The sequence below is a fragment of the Colwellia sp. E150_009 genome (genome assembly GCF_053543955.1).
The window spans coordinates 23,394-41,070 of record NZ_JBHFOM010000009.1 but is presented as its reverse complement, the minus strand read 5'-3'; the positions used below and the strand labels follow the sequence as shown (position 1 = coordinate 41,070).

The following is a 17,677-nucleotide window of genomic DNA, read 5'->3' as shown; positions in this document are numbered from 1 at the left end:
TTAAACTAAATTAGAATAGATATGGCTAAAACTACACCTAAAAAGAATGTTTTTCCCACATTTGAGTACCCTATTGCTTATTGTATTGCGGGAGTTGATGAAGTGGGGAGGGGACCGCTCGTTGGTGATGTAGTGACTGCTGCGGTTATTTTGGATCCAGACAACCCCATTGACGGTTTAAGAGATTCTAAAAAACTGTCTGAAAAAAAACGTATTTTATTGAGTGAAGAAATCAAAGAGAAATCCATTGCGTGGTCAATTGGAAGAGCAAGTCCAGAAGAGATTGACACATTAAATATTTTGCATGCAACCATGCTCGCTATGCAACGCGCAGTGCAAGGTTTATCAGTTACCCCTGATTATGTGCTAGTTGATGGTAACCGAACTCCAACCTTTACTAGCGTACAAGGACGTATTGACAGTCAAGCAGTGATTAAAGGGGATGATCGCGTTGATGAAATAAGTGCCGCATCAATAATAGCAAAGGTTGCCCGGGATAATGAAATGATAGCACTTGATAAATTATACCCAGAATATGGCTTTGCTAAACACAAAGGTTATCCAACAAAACTGCATTTGGAAAAAATTATTGAGTATGGCGTGTTAGATTGCTACCGGCAGAGTTTTAAACCTGTTGCTCGTGTATTAGGGCACTTTCATGAGTGAAGAAATGAGTGAGCAAGTGGCTGAAGAAGCCGTATTTATTGAGCCGAAGTTTATTCACTTGCGTATTCACAGTGATTATTCAATGTGTGATGGCTTAAATAAAGTAAAACCTATTGTTGCCAAAGCTGCCGCCTTAAAGATGCCTGCGCTTGCCTTAACAGACCAGACTAACCTATGTGGTCTCGTTAAATATTATCATGCTGCTCATGGTGCAGGTATTAAACCTATCATTGGTTGTGATTTTTGGATGCGAAGTGAAGAGCTTGGCGATGAGTTTTCACGTATTGTGGTACTCGCCACAGATAATGTGGGTTATAAAAATCTTACTGAATTAATTTCAAAAGCCTATATGCGTGGACATTTGCAAAACAAAGCCGTGATTGACAAACAATGGTTAGTTGAATTCAAGCAAGGTTTGTTGCTTTTGTCGGGCGGTAGGGAAGGCGATATAGGTAAAGCGTTAATAAAAGGCAATATCGCATTAGTTGAACAAATGGTTGCTTTTTATCAGCTGCATTTTAAGAATTTTTTCTATCTTGAGTTGATTCGAACAGGTCGTGCTGATGAGGAAAATTATTTACATTTAGCCATAGATTTAGCAACACAATTTGAACTACCCATTGTCGCAACCAATGAGGTTATGTTTCTTTCACCAGATGATTTTGATGCCCATGAAATTCGCGTTGCTATTCATGATGGTTATACTTTAGATGATAAACGTCGCCCAAAACGTTACAGCGAACAGCAATATTTACGTAGCGAAGAGGAAATGTGTGAATTATTCAGTGACATTCCAGAAGCGCTAGCGAACAGTGTTGAAATCGCAAAACGTTGTAATGTTACGGTGACTTTAGGTGAGTATGTTCTGCCTGATTTTCCAACTGATGGTTTGGAAATTAATGATTACTTTATTAAAGTGTCTGAAAAAGGATTAGAAAAACGACTTGATCAACTTTTTGATCGTCAAGCTGATAATTTTTCCGAAATAAGAGCGCCTTACGACGAACGTTTAAAAATAGAATTGGCAGTTGTTAATAACATGGGCTTTCCAGGTTACTTTCTGATTGTTATGGAGTTTATTCAGTGGAGTAAAGATAACAATATTCCTGTTGGTCCTGGTCGTGGTTCAGGAGCAGGCTCTTTAATTGCTTATGCCCTAGATATTACGGATCTCGACCCATTAGAATTTGATTTGCTTTTTGAGCGTTTTTTAAATCCAGAACGTGTCTCCATGCCTGATTTTGATATTGATTTTTGTATGGACAGGCGTGATGAAGTTATTGACCATGTAGCTGAACTCTATGGTCGTGATGCCGTTTCACAAATTATTACCTTTGGAACCATGGCAGCAAAAGCTGTTATTCGAGATGTTGGCCGAGTATTAGGGCACCCTTATGGCTTTGTAGATAGAATTTCAAAACTTATTCCAACAACACCAGGAATGACCTTAGCAAAAGCATTTGAAGAAGAACCCAAGTTGCCTGAAATATACGCACAAGATAGTGATGTAAAAGATCTTATAGATATGTGTCGTATACTAGAAGGAACCACTAGAAATGCTGGTAAACATGCTGGTGGGGTGGTTATATCTCCTACTACCATTACTGACTTTGCACCACTTTATTGTGACGATGAAGGTAAAAACCCTGTTACACAGTTTGACAAAAATGATGTAGAAGATGCGGGATTAGTTAAATTTGATTTTCTAGGGCTAAGAACACTGACTATTTTGCAGTGGGCCATAGAAATGGCGGATGAAAAGCTGCTAAAAGCGGGTAAGGAGCCTATTGATATCTCTACTATCCCACTTGATGATCAGGCTAGTTTTGATGTGCTATTAGCCTCGAAAACAACGGCTGTATTTCAGTTAGAATCAAGTGGTATGAAGTCGCTGATTGATAAACTGAAACCAGATTGCTTTGAAGATATTATCGCATTAGTTGCTTTATTTCGCCCTGGGCCTTTACAGTCAGGGATGGTTGATAACTTTATAGAGCGAAAGCATGGTCGAGAAGCGATCAGTTATCCTGATGCAACTTGGCAGCATGAAGATCTTAAACCTGTACTTGAGCCAACGTACGGTATTATTCTTTATCAAGAACAGGTAATGCAAATTGCGCAAGTGCTAGCTGGCTATTCATTGGGTGGCGCAGATATGCTACGCAGGGCTATGGGTAAGAAAAAGCCAGAAGAAATGGCCAAGCAACGCGCAGGCTTTGAACAAGGCGCTAAAGATCGTGGCGTTGATGGCGAATTGGCAATTAAGATTTTTGACTTGGTAGAAAAATTTGCTGGTTATGGTTTTAATAAATCTCATTCAGCAGCGTATGCACTCGTTTCTTATCAAACGTTGTGGATGAAAACACATTTTCCTGCACCTTTTATGGCTGCTGTTATGTCTGCTGATATGGATAACACTGAGAAAATTGTTACCCTTGTAGATGAATGTAGCAATATGGGCATTGATTTATTACCACCTGACGTAAATGCTGGACAGTATAAGTTTACCGTTAACGATAATAACCAAATTGTGTATGGTATTGGTGCAGTAAAAGGGGTTGGTGAAGGGCCTATAGAAGCCATTATTGCTGCGCGACAAGCAGGAGGCCCCTTTGTTGATTTATTTGACTTTTGCGCACGTTTAGATTTAAAGAAAACAAATAAACGTGTATTAGAAAAGTTGGTTAAATCAGGCGCGATGGATGCTCTTGGTCCCACGTATAAATTAACTAGTGACGGTAAAAATTTACCTAATAGAGCTGTATTGTTTGCCACGTTACCCGAAGCGATAAAAGCGGCAGAACAACACGCGAAAGCCGAATCATTAGGGCAAAATGACCTGTTTGGTTTGATTAATGATGAACAAACTGATTCACGTCAAAGCTTTAAAGATGTAAAAAAATGGCCTGAAGAAGTTTGGCTTGATGGTGAGAAGGAAACCTTAGGTTTATATCTTACAGGGCACCCTATTAATCGTTATTTAACCGAAATTAAAAAATACTCTACTAGCCGTTTAGTGGGTATGCAGCCAACAGGGCGTGATAAACAAGCGGTTGCCGTTGGTTTAGTTATTGGTGTACGAGTTATGGTAAATAAACGAGGGCGTCGTTGGGCATTAGTGACCTTGGATGATAAAAGTGCTCGCATGGATGTACGTTTGTTTCCTGATGATTACGATAGGTTTTCAGAACTGCTTGAAACCGATGCCATATTGGTGTGTAGCGGACAGGTCAGCTTTGATGATTACTCGGGAGGGAATACAATGACCGCCCGAGATATCATGACCATTACAGACGCGAGAGAAAATTACGTTACCTCATTAGATCTTCAAGTAAATAAAGGTATAATTGACAATAATTTTGTTGAGCAGTTTACGCAAGTTTTAACGCCTTATAAAGAAGGGACTTGTCCGGTTAGAGTTTTTTATCAACGAGAAGAAGCTCGCGGCATGTTAGAACTTGGAGTACAATGGCGTGTATCGCCAACTGATATGTTATTGTATGATTTAAAAGAATTATTAGGTGATGAAAGTGTCACTTTACAATTTAAATAACGCGGTTATTAATAAACATATACAATATTTTAACTATATCAACAATAATAAGAATTAAAAATTAAGCATTATCGATTATAATATTGGTAATAAGAGAATATTAATACCATTTTTAGGTGCAAAGCAGCATATGTCATTAAATTTTTTAGATTTCGAACAACCTATTGCCGAGCTTGATGCAAAAATTGAAGAGCTTCAACTTGTAAATACAGGTCAAGAGTTAGATCTTGATTTGGAAGAGCAAATTACACAGTTGCGCGAAAAAAATAAAGAGCAAACCAAGAAGATTTTTGCCAATTTAGACCCATGGCAAACGGCACGCGTTGCTCGACACCCACAACGTCCTTATACATTAGATTATTTACCACGCATTTTTACTGAGTTTGACGAATTAGCTGGTGATAGAGCCTATGCTGATGATAACGCTATTGTTGGTGGTACTGCTCGTTTAGATGGCAGAGCTGTGATGGTTATTGGTCATCAAAAGGGACGTTCTACAAATGAAAAAGTAAAACGTAACTTTGGTATGCCTCGCCCTGAGGGTTATCGAAAAGCATTGCGTTTAATGAGAATGGCAGAGCGTTTTAATATGCCAATTATCACCTTTATTGACACTCCAGGCGCATACCCAGGTATTGGTGCAGAAGAGCGTGGTCAAAGTGAAGCTATCGCGACTAATTTAAAAGTGATGGCACGTTTAACTGTACCAGTTATTTGTACCGTTATTGGTGAAGGTGGTTCAGGTGGGGCACTGGCTATTGGGGTTGGTGATCGCGTGAACATGTTGCAATATTCAACTTATTCGGTAATTTCACCAGAAGGTTGTGCTTCAATTTTGTGGAAAACGGCAGAAAAAGCTCCAACAGCTGCAGAAGCAATGGGAATTACAGCAAAGCGCATTAAAGAATTAGAATTAATTGACAGCATTGTTGAAGAGCCATTAGGTGGTGCACATCGTGATGTTGATCAAATGGCTGCTATGTTAAAACAAGCACTTAAAAGCGATTTGGCTGAGTTAGATTTATTAGAAAAAGAGCAATTGATTGAAAAGCGTTATGACAAACTAATGGGTTTTGGCTATTGTTAACTAATTGTAGTGATGAGTGACACAGTTAATTTAGTTTTGAAATACGTTGATCTCTAAAAGTATTACTTAACTCATCATTAGTCAATTTACGTGTAATTAATGCTATGCACCTTATCGAATCGACACTATTCAACTCTGTCAGTCAATACCCTGATATGCCACTGGTTATTGCATACAGTGGTGGTGTTGATTCGCAAGTGTTACTACACGCATTGGCAATATTGAATAAAAAAAAACGAGTTTTAAATCCTATTGTTGTATGCCACGTTAACCATGGTATAAGTCAAAATTCTGCTGCTTGGCAGGCTTTTGCTGAGCAAGCCTGTTCAAAGCTCAAATTAAGCTTGAAGATATGTCAAGTTAATGTTCAAGCCCAACCGCAACAATCATTAGAAGCACTGGCTCGTGATGCTAGGTATCAAGCATTACAGGCTATTAATACTGGGCCTTCATTAATAATTACAGGGCATCATAGCGACGACCAAGCTGAAACTTTTTTATTGGCACTCAAACGCGGATCAGGCTTAAAAGGCTTATCCGCAATGAGTAGTCAAACTAGGCAAGGAAAAGACGTATTACTTCGTCCCCTTCTAAATATTACACGTGCACAGATTCTTGAATATGCTCAACAGTTACAATTAAGCTGGGTTGAAGATGAGTCAAACATCGATACCTGTTTTGATCGAAACTTTTTGCGTAATGACATTATTCCGTTATTAATTAACCGTTGGCCTAGTATTGTTAATACCATTAATCGAAGCAGTGATCATTGTCGAGAAGGTCAGTTGTTACTTGATGAATTGGCTGCTGACGATCTAAACCATTGTCAATATGATAGCAAGAGCTTGTCTGTTGAACCTTTAAAGCAATTGTCTCAAAGTCGCTTTAATAACCTAATTCGCTATTTTTTAGCACAGCATCAGTGTTTAATGCCAAATACAGAACAATTAGCCCAGTCGCACCTGCAGCTTAACGCAGCCAATGATAAAACTCCCACGGTGAAAGTAGGTGAGCACTATTTACGACGGTATAAAGGTGTTTTATATTTAACTACGCAATTTGAAGATGTTAGTAACTGGTTGGTAGAGCTTGATTTATCGGATAATGAAAGCTTTATAGAATTACCTGATCATTTAGGCAAATTGCATTTTGTAAAAGCAGTATTTGATAACGTTCAAAAAGCGACACAGCGTATTGTATTACCAACTAAAGCGCAAAAGGTGACTTTGCGCTTTTCTCATAATAATCCAAGTTGTTTACCTGACTACCGAAATCATTCACGTAGTTTAAAAAAGGTACTTCAAGAACTTAATATTCCTACATGGCAACGTAAACGCATTCCTTTTTTATATTACGATGATGAATTTGTTGCTGCCATTGGTTTTTTTGTTTGCCAATCATATGTAGTTAAAGAAAGTCAGCCCAGTTTACATATTAGCTGGGATTCTTAAGTGACGCGTATTAAGTTACAAGAAGTAAAAATAGCGCGAAGTTTAATAACTATTTTTGTGATGTGATGTGATGTGAGGCTGCAGCAGAAAATACCACATCGGTAGAGCTGTTCAGTGCCGTTTCTGCCGAGTCTTGAATAACACCAATAATAAACCCTATAGCCACCACTTGCATTGCTATGTCATTTTCAATACCAAATAAGCTACAGGCTAAGGGTATTAATAATAATGAACCACCAGCAACTCCTGACGCCCCACAGGCAGATATTGAAGCAACAACTGATAATAGTATCGCTGTACCAAAATCTACTTCAATGTTTAAGCTATTGGCTGCTGCTAATGATAATACTGTTATCGTTATGGCTGCTCCAGCCATATTGATTGTTGCACCTAATGGAATTGAGATTGAATAAGTGTCTTCGTGTAAATGTAATTTTTTACACAGCGCCATATTTACAGGGATATTGGCTGCAGAGCTACGGGTGAAAAATGCGGTTATCCCTGACTCACGTAAACAGATAAAAATTAACGGGTAGGGGTTTTTCTTCATGATCAGAGATACAATTAAAGGATTGACTACAAGTGCAATAATTAACATAGCACTTAACAGTACAAAGACAAGATGGCTATATTCAGCAAGTGCAACAAAACCAGTTGTTGCTATTGTATTAGCAACTAATCCAAAAATTCCAATAGGCGCGAAGCGTATAACAAGTCGAACAATGCTTGAAATTGCCTCACTGAAATCATGAACGGTTTTTTTTGTTTGTTCATTTGCGTGTTTAAGTGAAAAACCTAAACCAAGTCCCCAAGCTAATAAGGCAATAAAGTTTCCATTTGCAATAGCAGTAATAGGGTTTTCTACTACTTTAAAAGCTAAAGTTGAAAGTACTTCGCTTAACCCTTGCGGTGGGTTGGCATTAGCACTGGCTATATCTAATGTTAATGATGTAGGGAATATAAAACTTAAAACAACGGCTACAAAAGCGGCACATAGTGTGCCCAATAAATATAACCCAATTATTGGTTTTAATTCGGCATCACTGTTTGTTTTTTGATTAGCAATACTTGAAGCGACTAACACTAACACTAACACTGGTGCTACTGCTTTAAGAGCGCTAACAAATAAATCACCTAAAATTGAAAATGATTTGGCTACCTCGGGGGTAATTACTGCAAAAATAGTTGCTAATATAATGGCAATAATAATTTGCGATACTAAGCCTATGGACTTAAGTCGATTAATAAGCGAGCTGTTAAATATTGATGTATCAGAGGTCATATTAAGCCTTCATATTATATTATAGGCAGCGTTTTTATCATTGACGTGAATGTTTGTCTAGTGATGAATGGCAACAAAGACTATTCTTGTGTATTAATTTTAACATTGTTTCGACCAGTATTTTTTGCTTGATATAATGCTTTATCTGCATCAGAGATAGCGTCTTTAATGGTTTTACTAATGTTAAATGAAGCTATGCCAAATGAGCATGTAAGTGTAATAAACCTATCATCATCGATCTGGATATGCTTTTGTTGGATTAAATTTCGTAATTTTTCCGCTATTGTATAAGTTGCTTTACAATTAATATTAGCAAAATAAATAATAAATTCTTCGCCGCCATAACGCGCAACAAAATCGCAATTGCGTATATTGGATGATAATAAATCAGAAAATGTTTTCAATACTTCATCGCCAATGCTATGGCCATATTGATCATTAATTAATTTGAAATTGTCCAGATCAAGCATCGCAATACTACTTTGCTTTTTTTCACGTTTAATACGGTTATATTCTTGCTTTAAAAACATGTCGAGAGCATGCCGGTTAGGTAATTCTGTTAAATGATCCGTATCTCTAAAGGCGGCAAGGTTGGTATATAAAAAGCTTTTAATTTCATCTAAAAATAACTTTTCAAGTTGTTTGAACTCTAAATAGGTTGTTTTGTTGGGCCTTCCAAGATCCCTAAACTCCTCAACTAAATTACAAGTAGCATAGTGTAAATTTTTATGCTTCTTTCCTAAATTAATAAAATCAATATTGGTTAAAATAGCGGGGTTGATAACGTTGTAGTACCACAGACCAAACTTACAAAGTCGATGAGGTTTTTTATTGCAGCAGAATTTAGGTAACTTGTCTGGCTGACACACCATTGCAAAATTGAAATCACTGAGCCATTGTAAATGATTATCAAAGGCCATTTTTAGAGCTTGGGTAAGCTCATCAAAATCTTTTTGGCAAAGTGTCATTTGTAATGCAGTTTTCACAATTCAATCCAAAGTACAATTCGTTATTTATTCTATAATAACAATGATTAGCGTAAATAATAAGACCAATAAGTGAAATATTACTATTTAATTTTTTGGTAAAATATTCTCATATTTACTCAGATTTAAGGTATAATTGCGCCACTGAATTTGTACTCAAATAAGATTAATTTTAGGAATCAATATGCCTAGTAAACAAGCGCTAATACAGCGTAGTAATAACAGCTGTGAACTTTGTACTTCAACTGAGCATTTAGTTGTTTATCCCGTACCACCAACAAGTGATTTAAGCGCTCAACAATGTGTTTATATTTGCCAAACTTGCCAAAGCCAAATTGATGGTGAAAATGAATTAGATATGAATCATTGGCGGTGTCTTAACGATAGTATGTGGAATCAAGAGCCTGCGGTACAGGTAATGTCTTACCGTATGTTACATAAACTTTCATCAGAAAGTTGGGCACAAGACGCGCTTGATATGATTTATATGGAAGATGATGTAAAAACGTGGGCAGAGCAGGGGATTGCAGCTGAGCACAAAGAAGGTCCAACACGTGATAGTAACGGTGCAGAGTTGCAAGATGGTGATGATGTTACTTTGATCAAGGATTTAAAAGTTAAAGGAGCTAATTTTACTGCTAAGCAAGGCACTTTAGTTCGAGGTATTACCTTAACTGATAATCCTGAGCATATTGAAGGTAAAGTCAATGGCACACGTATAGTGCTTGTTGCTGCTTATTTGAAAAAGGCTTAGTGATTTAGCCAAAGAACATTAACATCAATTTATATTATGAGTATGGAATGAAACTAATGGTATAGCTGAATAAGCTTGGTATAAATTGATGTTCTTTAAGTTGGTGTTATTTGTTGAATAGATGACACCTTTACATCTTTCTCCCATAATTCATTTATAGATTCAGAGGCTTGTGCCGAATTTCCGCTAACCCAGAACTCAACAATGCCCTTTGTGTTTTCTGTATTTTCTAAATTATTGCTCTGTAGCTTATTCTTTACTTCTTTTGCGACAGGAACTGCTGTGTCAATAATATTAACGTTAAGACCTACAATATTTTCAATCGTAGTTTTCAGAAATGAAAAATGAGTACAGCCGAGCACTATTTGGTCACAATTTTGCGATAATAGTGGTTGGATATATTGTTCAGCCGTTGTGCGAGCTTGCTCACTATTGTGATTCAGGCTCTCTACTAAAGTGACAAATTTAGGGCAAGCTTTAGTTTTTATGCTCACTTTTTCACTATATTTATCACGAAGGTTTTGAAAAGACCTACTTGCTATTGTTTGTTTAGTGGCTAATACGCCAATAATGCCCGTTTTGCTTTGTAAAGCCGCAGGCTTTATCGCTGGTTCAACTCCTATAATAGGAATGGAGGTTTCAGCCCGTAAATTACTTATTGAATTAACGGTAGCCGTATTGCAAGCAACAACAACAAGCTTGCAATTCTGACTAATAAGAAATTTTACAATTTCTTTTGAGCGTTTTTTGATTATTTTTGTGGATTTATTTCCATATGGAGAAAACCCAATATCCGCAAAATAAACTAAATTTTCTTCAGGAAGCAGTTCATTGATTGCCTCGGCAATAGAAAGTCCTCCTACGCCAGAATCAAATATGCCTATTGATTTATGTCTTTCCATCTTAGGGGGGATGTTGCTAACTTGTATGGTTTAAGTTTATATTCTAAAAAATGTTTAGTTTTTTAAAGTACACATTTTAATTTATAACCAACGCCTTACTTTTTGACAGTATGCTTGATAATCATTTGTAAAAAGTTTATCAAGCATTTTTTCTTCTGGAATGATTTGGAAACGTGTTATATACCAAATAAAAAAAGGCATGATCAAAAAACAGCTATAGTTTTGTAAATAAAGGCCAAATGCGAATAACGCTATTGCTAATGCTATATACATAGGGTTTCGAGAATAAGCAAAAATACCACTATCAACTACTGTTCTGGTTTTTTCTGGCGTATGTGGATGAAAGGTTGTTTGGTGCTTATGAAAATCATAAAGCGCTAAGCTTCCAATGAAACTTGCAATAATAATTAACACCGTAATAACTAAAAATATTTTAGAAAACTCAAAGCTATATTGGGGAAAGTTAATGGCTAGAGTATACATCAAACCAGAAGAGATAATTAGTTGAACGGGTGGAATAATCTTCAGCTCTAAGTTCATATTACTCCACTCGTATTTTTACTCTATCTTAATTTACTTACAGATTAGCTTTTCTAAAGTCTTCACAAGCAACTTTGTCTTCACATTCCCCATATAAATATAAACTGTGGTTTGTTAATGTGATTTTGTGAGACTGAGCAATATCATTTTGTCTTTGCTCTATCACATCGTCTTCAAATTCAACTACCTTGCCACATTTTAAGCAAACCAAGTGGTCATGGTGTTTTTTATGTGACAATTCAAATACAGATTTACCGCCTTCAAAATGATGGCGGCTAACAATACCTGCATCATCAAATTGGTTAAGTACACGGTATACTGTCGCTAAGCCAATTTCCTCATGCTGCTCAAGTAAAATTTTATAAACATCTTCTGCGCTAATATGTTGATTATTTGGATCTTGCAAGATGGTTAAAATCTTAATACGTGGCAGGGTTATTTTTAGTCCGGCTCTTTTTAGTTCTTCATTTTGATCTGCCATGTAATTACTTTCTCTCAAAGGTTGATACTAAATTGATTTAATTATACTCCATTTAGAAAGAATAAAAATCAATCAATTGAGTATTAGGATAAAAATAAAAGTATAGGGGGTAATTAAGTTTGGTGAAAGGGTTAGTTTGACTAATTGCTAATTTTTTTGCCTTAAAACGACAAAAACTCAATAAATGAGCTTTTGTTGTAGTTAAATAACCTTGATAAATATAAGGTTTAAGCTGTACATATACACTATGCGAGATCAGCTAGATACATTTCATCACTAAGTTGATTAACCCATTTGGTTACTCGTTCTTCAGTTAACTCAGATTGTCTGTCTTCATCAATACATAGGCCGATAAAAGTATTTTCATCAATCAATGCTTTAGATGCTTCAAATTCATAACCGTCGGTCGGCCAATTACCAACAACAATTGCTCCTTTGCTTTCAACTATATCACGTAATGGTTCCATTGCATCACAGAAGTATTCTGCATAGTCTTCTTGATCACCTAAACCAAAAATAGCAACGAGTTTGTCAGTAAAGTCGATTTCTTCAAGTTCAGGTAAAAAATCATCCCAATCACATTGATTTTCACCGTAATACCATGTTGGAATACCTAAAATTAGTAAATCAAATTCAGCTATTTCTTCTTTTGTACTTTTAGCGATGTCTTTAACATCAATCATTTTTTTGCCCAGTTTTTTCTGGATCATTTTACTTACAGCTTCAGTATTACCAGTATCACTACCAAAAAATAAACCTACGATTGCCATGGGAATTTACCTTATTACTTCAAATTAGTATTAAAATTAATTGTTTTCTTTTGCTAAAGAGTCAATCAATAGTTTTTCTATCAATTCACTGCGACTAATATTTTTAGTCTTAGCTAACTTTTCTAACTGCTCAAATATGCTGTGATGAATTTTAAATTCAACGCGTTTTAAACCATTGTTTTTGTCTCGTTTAACCTGGTTCCGCTTATTTATTCGTATTTGAACATTGCGAGGGTGCGGACTTGTTTTTGGTCTTCCAGGGCGTTTTTCATCACTAAATAAATCAATAGTGGTTAAGTCTGATATTTCTTTTGCCACTAACCAACCCCTTGACTTTCCCAAATGAATTGAATAATACCTTTAGCAATAAAGCCTGCACACCCTAAAAATAACACAAAATATACGACTATTCTGCCTGTTTTAGGAACATCATTTTTGTTCATTACATCATGGATGGATAAGCCAATAAAACCAAAAATAAAAAGGAAAAATAAATTCAATCCAATGGTTTCTATCAACTCTAAATGTTCAGCTAGCATATTCGTTAGTGCGTCAGTCTAAAAATTGGCAGCACTATAGCATAGTGTCAATAAAATCTCATTTCTTTTCGTGGCTTTAGTGGGGCTTTAACTCCCCGATTTTAGTTTATTTAACGACTATAATTGTTGATCTCTATCAAAAGGCCTTATATAAAAATTAGCTTGATAAGAAGTCGATGAGGATTTTATTAAATGACGTTGTTTTTTCAGCATGTAGCCAATGACCTGCCCCTTGAATTATTTTCGCTTTAGCTTCAGGAAAAAGTGCTTTTATGGCGTTTTGATGTTCAGGTAAAATATAATCAGAATCACCACCTTTAATAAATAGAGTATCACCTTTAAATGATCTAATTGGTTGTTGAGGAGTGTTTTCAATACCTTGCATTATTTGTTGATAACCTTGGGCAATATAATCTAGGTTACATTTAAAGTGAAATTCTCCTTGCTCATTTTGTGTAAGGTTACGTAATAAAAACTGCCTAACACCTACATTTTCTACATAGGGGGTTAATTGGATACTCGCATCTTTTCGTGTTTTTATTTTGGTTAAATCAATTGCTTGTAAGCCTTCAATAATTGTTAAATGGTGAGCAGAGTATTTAACCGGGGCAATATCAGCAACAGCTAGCTTATTTACTCTTTCTGGATTAGAAAGTGCAATTTGCATTGCAATTTTTCCGCCCATTGAATGTCCTAAAACATGACAAGACTCAATGGCTAAATCGTTCATTAAAGTGATGACATCTTGTGCTAGCACAGCATAACTCATGCCTTCTTGATGAAATGAATTTCCATGATTCCTAACATCTACACTTGTAACGCAATAATACTGGCTCAAGGTTTTTGCCACCATATTTAAGTTTTCTAAACTACCAAATAAGCCATGAATGAGGATAAGGTGCTCTCCTTGCCCACGTTGTCGGTAGTTAAGTTGCTGTGAGTTTAATTGAGGTGATTTGTTATGTGTCATTTAGTCGTGTGTATCATTTAATTATTAAGTAATTTAAAACTATTTTATCATGAAATATAAAGTTGTTTGGTGTTAATACTTGTCAAGTGTTTGCTTATTGAACATTTATTCTCATTGAACCCTGTACCCTTAATTAATTTAATTGGTATAATCTTGCGGCAATTAAAAATTATAGAAGTTAGTGATAAATGAAAAATATTGAAATAGATGATGAATTATATCTTCATATTGTAGCCAATACACAGTCTATTGGTGAAAATGCTTCAAGTATTTTACGCCGTTTGCTTAAACTTGATAACGAAAGTAACAGAACCGTTTTATTAAATAACAGTTCAGAAGAAGCATTGACACAAACACCATTATCAGATGACCATGATGGTGAAGAAGTGGCTCAAGGTGAATTAACAGAGACGAGTGATGACGAACATGGCTCAGGAAGTGTTTTCGACTTTATAAATAAAGAAGAACTTGCGATGCAACGAGGTGCCGTAGGACGATTTTTACTTATTCTTGCCGCGTTATATCGAGCACACCCTAATAAATTTAGTGTTGTATCAAACATAGGGCCAAAAGTGAGCGCTAGAAAAACTAAGCGTTTATATTTTGCTTTAAGTGAAGCGTTATTATCAGCAAGTGGTAGCAGTACCAAACCCAAACAGATTCCACAAAGTCCTTATTGGGTGATTACTAACTCAAACACAACACGAAAAAAAATGATGCTAACGGAAGCCGCGACTTTGCTAGGTTATGATGAAAGTGATGTAATTAAAATACGTGAATTGCTTTAGCATTAAGGGCGTTGATACTGCAAGGTGTTAAAACGACTTATATAAAATAAATTACAAATAAATCAATAAACATAAAGGTTATAATGCCCTATCCACAAGAAAACTTATCCGCAACACAATTAAAAGCGCAATTATTGGCTAATGGCGATTTTTTACATTTAACTCGTAGTCATCAATTTTCGATGCCTGCATTTAGTTTTGAAGTGGTTTGTGCTAACGGTTCGGCTAAAACAAAAGTATCAGTGCTTGATACAGGGATTATTTGTTTTGAGCCACTTAATCATGAATCAAATAAAGATATTGTGTTGTCTAGTGCTGTACACGGTAATGAAACTGCACCGATTGAAATTTGTAGTGAATTGATAAAAAAACTTGTGCTAGGACAGTTACATTTAGCACACAGAACTTTGTTTTTATTTGGTAACCCCGTATCGATAAATATTGGTAAACGTTTTGTGGAAGAAAATCTAAATCGTTTATTTTCAAATGGTCACTCTATAGATCAAGGCCAGGGCGCAGGGCTAATTAATAAAGAGCGTCATCGTGCTTTGTTATTAGAAAATACAGTTCGTGATTTTTTTTACGCTACACCGTCAAAACAGAGCAAAAGCGAACGATTCCACTATGACTTACATACAGCAATTCGTGGCTCGAAAAATGATAAGTTTGCAGTGTACCCCTTTAGGCACAATAAACCTTGGGTTAAGGAGCAGCTACAATTTATGCTAGCATGTGGTGTGAAGACTATTTTGTTTTCTAACTCTCCAACAACTACCTTTAGTTATTATTCTTCCAATGAATTTGGTGCTCATGCATTTACTGTTGAGCTAGGGAAAGTGCAACCCTTTGGTGAGAATGACATGGCCAACTTCTCTGATGTTCAAGCAAGTTTAACTGCATTGGTTTCAGGTCAGTCATTAGGGTTAAAGGATTATAATAAAGACGATTTTAGTTTTTTTGAAATTGACCAAATTATAGATAGAAAAAATGAGGATTTTAGATTTTATTTTGCTGACAATGTTGAAAATTTCACCGATTTTCCTATTGGCACAGTGATAGCGACAGATGGCGAACATGAGATTAAAATCTTAAAGCAAGGGGAGGCTATTATTTTCCCCAATGCTAATGTCGCCATTGGTCAGCGTGCTTTGTTGACTGTGATACCTGTGGAAGTTAATCCGATATAATTCACGGTATAAAGAACTTTTATTTAGAGTTACTATTGTTTGTATTGATACTCATTACCTTTAATTAGTACTCATAAGTGCTAGTTAAAGTATTTTTTGGCTACATTACAATTGTCGCTAGACAAGCATTTATGAAGTTAACTTTGGGAACATAGATTAACTGTCTACATTCTTCATTAACCTGTGATGAATAATTCGGGTGCTTACAAAGACTAAACCGATAACAACAGGTACCGCAAAACCACTGACTAGTTCATGATTATACTCAATGCCTAAAGAAGGTAAGGATGAAAGCATTGTTTCAAAAAGTTGCATGCCATAGTAACTAATAGCAGCAACGGATAGACCTTCTACGGTTTGTTGTAAACGCATTTGTATAAAAGCTCGACGATTCATTGATTTAAGCAATTTCTGATTTTGTTCTTGTAATAGCATTTCAACTCTTGTGCGTAATAAATCACTGGCTCGATTGACACGCCGAGAAATATCTTCTAAATGATTAGCCGCTGTTTGGCAGGTTTTAACCGCTGGAGTTATCCGCCGCATTAAAAATTCTTGTAAGGTCATATGGCCATTAATTTCATCTTCTTTTAGTTCTTCCATACGCTGTAATACCACATCATAATAGGCGTTGGTCGCGGAAAAACGGTAATTGCTTTGACTACGATAATCTTCAATTTTTGCTGCAATTGCAGAAACTTGTGTTAATAACTCGCGATCATCACTGTCTTTACCTAATGCAATGCAAGTAGTTACCTGTTGTAATTGTAAGTCTAGTTGGTTCAACTCAGTATTAATTGCTTGAGCCAAAGGCAATCCTAAAGTAGCCATTAATCGATAAGTATCAAGTTGTAATAACTGTTGCACTAATCGTCCAAGTTGTTCTGGTGATAATGCTTGCTCGAATACTAAAAATCGGCCAAAACCATCATCATGGAGTTTGTATGAAGTCCAAACTTTGGCTAGCCCATTATAAGGCGCGCTGGCCGTAAGACGCATATTGTCAAAATATTGGTCAATCGTAGTTTCTGATGTCATGTTTTTGGGTTCAATAACCAAGTGTAATGCGGCAATAACATTACCTGGCATATGCTCAAGCCAGTCACTAGGAACATAATCAATAGCATTCTTTATAAATGGTAGGTTAGTTAAAGGGGCTTCATGAATGATGGTATAGGTTGAGTACTCCATATGTCGTTCCCAACGCAAGCTGAACAAGCCAAAGTTTTGGTAAAAACAGGGCATAGTTTTAGCGGGTAAGCTGACTTGAAAGCGGTTGCATAATAGCGATATGAAATCATGCTCTTTTTGTTTCAATTTACCTTCATGTTGAATAGCAATATGTGTTATTTGTGCTGGGTTGCTGATAGACCTAAAGGGACGATTATGCAGCTCGTTGTATAGTTTTTCACGTAATGGATGAATTGTCATGTTACTTAAGGCAGTTACGACTGGGGTGGAGGTGTTTACGATGTTTTCAGAAGCATTGCTTGTTAACATTTTTTATTCACTTAATTACTTTTTAAAGGAGTTATCATAAAATATTTATTTTTAACATGCCTATTTAGACTGTGAATAAACAGTATCGAATAAACAGTATTCCTCAATGTTGTCTCTAAAATGTCTGCCTGTAAACAAAACTTTAGTATGAAATACCAATCAGTTGTGATTATATTATTTGTATTCTATTTACTCATCATGGGTGACATTTTAGGAATTAG

The 17,677-nt window shown here is 36.0% G+C and carries 17 protein-coding genes; 7 read left to right on the top strand and 10 right to left on the bottom strand.

The window, feature by feature from the left end; all coding sequences use genetic code 11:
- The first annotated feature begins 21 nt into the window (after positions 1–21).
- The 4 genes from rnhB (at position 22) to tilS (ending at position 6,757) form a co-directional block, all read left to right on the top strand.
- Entirely contained in the window at positions 22–666 is a 645-nt protein-coding gene (rnhB, locus tag ACE1OF_RS06260; RefSeq protein WP_448893395.1) for a ribonuclease HII, read from the top strand.
- Entirely contained in the window at positions 659–4,219 is a 3,561-nt protein-coding gene (gene dnaE, locus ACE1OF_RS06255) for a DNA polymerase III subunit alpha (RefSeq protein WP_448893394.1), read from the top strand. Before rnhB ends, dnaE begins: the two co-directional genes overlap by 8 nt.
- 130 nt (positions 4,220–4,349) lie before the next feature.
- Complete coding sequence (gene accA / locus ACE1OF_RS06250) at positions 4,350–5,306, top strand: acetyl-CoA carboxylase carboxyl transferase subunit alpha (RefSeq protein WP_448893393.1); 957 nt, start codon at positions 4,350–4,352, stop codon at positions 5,304–5,306.
- A 104-nt stretch (positions 5,307–5,410) separates the two neighbouring features.
- A complete protein-coding gene (gene tilS, locus ACE1OF_RS06245) occupies positions 5,411–6,757 on the top strand; it encodes a tRNA lysidine(34) synthetase TilS (protein ID WP_448893392.1) in 1,347 nt (448 codons plus the stop codon).
- 49 nt (positions 6,758–6,806) lie between these two features.
- On the opposite strand, the gene sstT is transcribed toward tilS, so the two are convergent.
- Together sstT and ACE1OF_RS06235 are read right to left on the bottom strand one after the other, a co-directional pair.
- On the bottom strand, positions 6,807–8,039 hold the full coding sequence (gene sstT, locus ACE1OF_RS06240; RefSeq protein WP_448893391.1) for a serine/threonine transporter SstT: 1,233 nt from the start codon (positions 8,037–8,039) through the stop codon (positions 6,807–6,809).
- A gap of 80 nt (positions 8,040–8,119) precedes the next feature.
- Positions 8,120–9,025: a sensor domain-containing diguanylate cyclase gene (locus tag ACE1OF_RS06235; RefSeq protein ID WP_448893390.1), complete on the bottom strand. Its 906-nt coding sequence runs from the start codon at positions 9,023–9,025 to the stop codon at positions 8,120–8,122.
- A 184-nt stretch (positions 9,026–9,209) separates the two neighbouring features.
- On the opposite strand from ACE1OF_RS06235, the gene ACE1OF_RS06230 reads away from it, so the two are divergent.
- The gene (locus tag ACE1OF_RS06230; RefSeq protein ID WP_448893389.1) at positions 9,210–9,779 is read left to right on the top strand and encodes a PhnA domain-containing protein; all 570 of its coding nucleotides are present in this window, start codon (positions 9,210–9,212) and stop codon (positions 9,777–9,779) included.
- 95 nt (positions 9,780–9,874) lie between these two features.
- Here ACE1OF_RS06230 and murI read toward each other — a convergent pair whose 3' ends face one another.
- The 7 genes from murI to ACE1OF_RS06195 all read right to left on the bottom strand — a co-directional run bounded on the left by murI (position 9,875) and on the right by ACE1OF_RS06195 (position 13,981).
- Positions 9,875–10,681, bottom strand: a complete 807-nt coding sequence (murI, locus tag ACE1OF_RS06225; RefSeq protein ID WP_448893388.1) for a glutamate racemase — start codon at positions 10,679–10,681, stop codon at positions 9,875–9,877.
- 81 nt (positions 10,682–10,762) lie between these two features.
- On the bottom strand, positions 10,763–11,221 hold the full coding sequence (locus tag ACE1OF_RS06220) for a methyltransferase family protein (protein ID WP_448893387.1): 459 nt from the start codon (positions 11,219–11,221) through the stop codon (positions 10,763–10,765).
- Positions 11,222–11,258: 37 nt separating this feature from the next.
- A complete protein-coding gene (fur, locus tag ACE1OF_RS06215; protein ID WP_448893386.1) occupies positions 11,259–11,702 on the bottom strand; it encodes a ferric iron uptake transcriptional regulator in 444 nt (147 codons plus the stop codon).
- Between the two features lie 245 nt (positions 11,703–11,947).
- Positions 11,948–12,472, bottom strand: coding sequence for a flavodoxin FldA (gene fldA, locus ACE1OF_RS06210; protein WP_448893385.1), 525 nt, complete (start codon positions 12,470–12,472; stop codon positions 11,948–11,950).
- Positions 12,473–12,508: 36 nt separating this feature from the next.
- Positions 12,509–12,790, bottom strand: coding sequence for a LexA regulated protein (gene ybfE, locus ACE1OF_RS06205; protein WP_448893384.1), 282 nt, complete (start codon positions 12,788–12,790; stop codon positions 12,509–12,511).
- Complete coding sequence (locus ACE1OF_RS06200; RefSeq protein ID WP_448893383.1) at positions 12,790–13,011, bottom strand: DUF2788 domain-containing protein; 222 nt, start codon at positions 13,009–13,011, stop codon at positions 12,790–12,792. Before ACE1OF_RS06200 ends, ybfE begins: the two co-directional genes overlap by 1 nt.
- 157 nt (positions 13,012–13,168) lie before the next feature.
- Complete coding sequence (locus tag ACE1OF_RS06195; protein WP_448893382.1) at positions 13,169–13,981, bottom strand: alpha/beta fold hydrolase; 813 nt, start codon at positions 13,979–13,981, stop codon at positions 13,169–13,171.
- Between the two features lie 188 nt (positions 13,982–14,169).
- On the opposite strand from ACE1OF_RS06195, the gene ACE1OF_RS06190 reads away from it, so the two are divergent.
- Together ACE1OF_RS06190 and astE are read left to right on the top strand one after the other, a co-directional pair.
- Positions 14,170–14,769, top strand: coding sequence for a replication initiation regulator SeqA (locus ACE1OF_RS06190; RefSeq protein ID WP_448893381.1), 600 nt, complete (start codon positions 14,170–14,172; stop codon positions 14,767–14,769).
- 83 nt (positions 14,770–14,852) lie between these two features.
- Positions 14,853–15,956 (top strand): succinylglutamate desuccinylase, encoded by a 1,104-nt coding sequence (gene astE / locus ACE1OF_RS06185; RefSeq protein ID WP_448893380.1) that lies wholly within the window; start codon positions 14,853–14,855, stop codon positions 15,954–15,956.
- Positions 15,957–16,112: 156 nt separating this feature from the next.
- Here astE and ACE1OF_RS06180 read toward each other — a convergent pair whose 3' ends face one another.
- Positions 16,113–17,456: a DUF3422 family protein gene (locus ACE1OF_RS06180; protein ID WP_448893379.1), complete on the bottom strand. Its 1,344-nt coding sequence runs from the start codon at positions 17,454–17,456 to the stop codon at positions 16,113–16,115.
- Between the last annotated feature and the right edge of the window lie 221 nt (positions 17,457–17,677).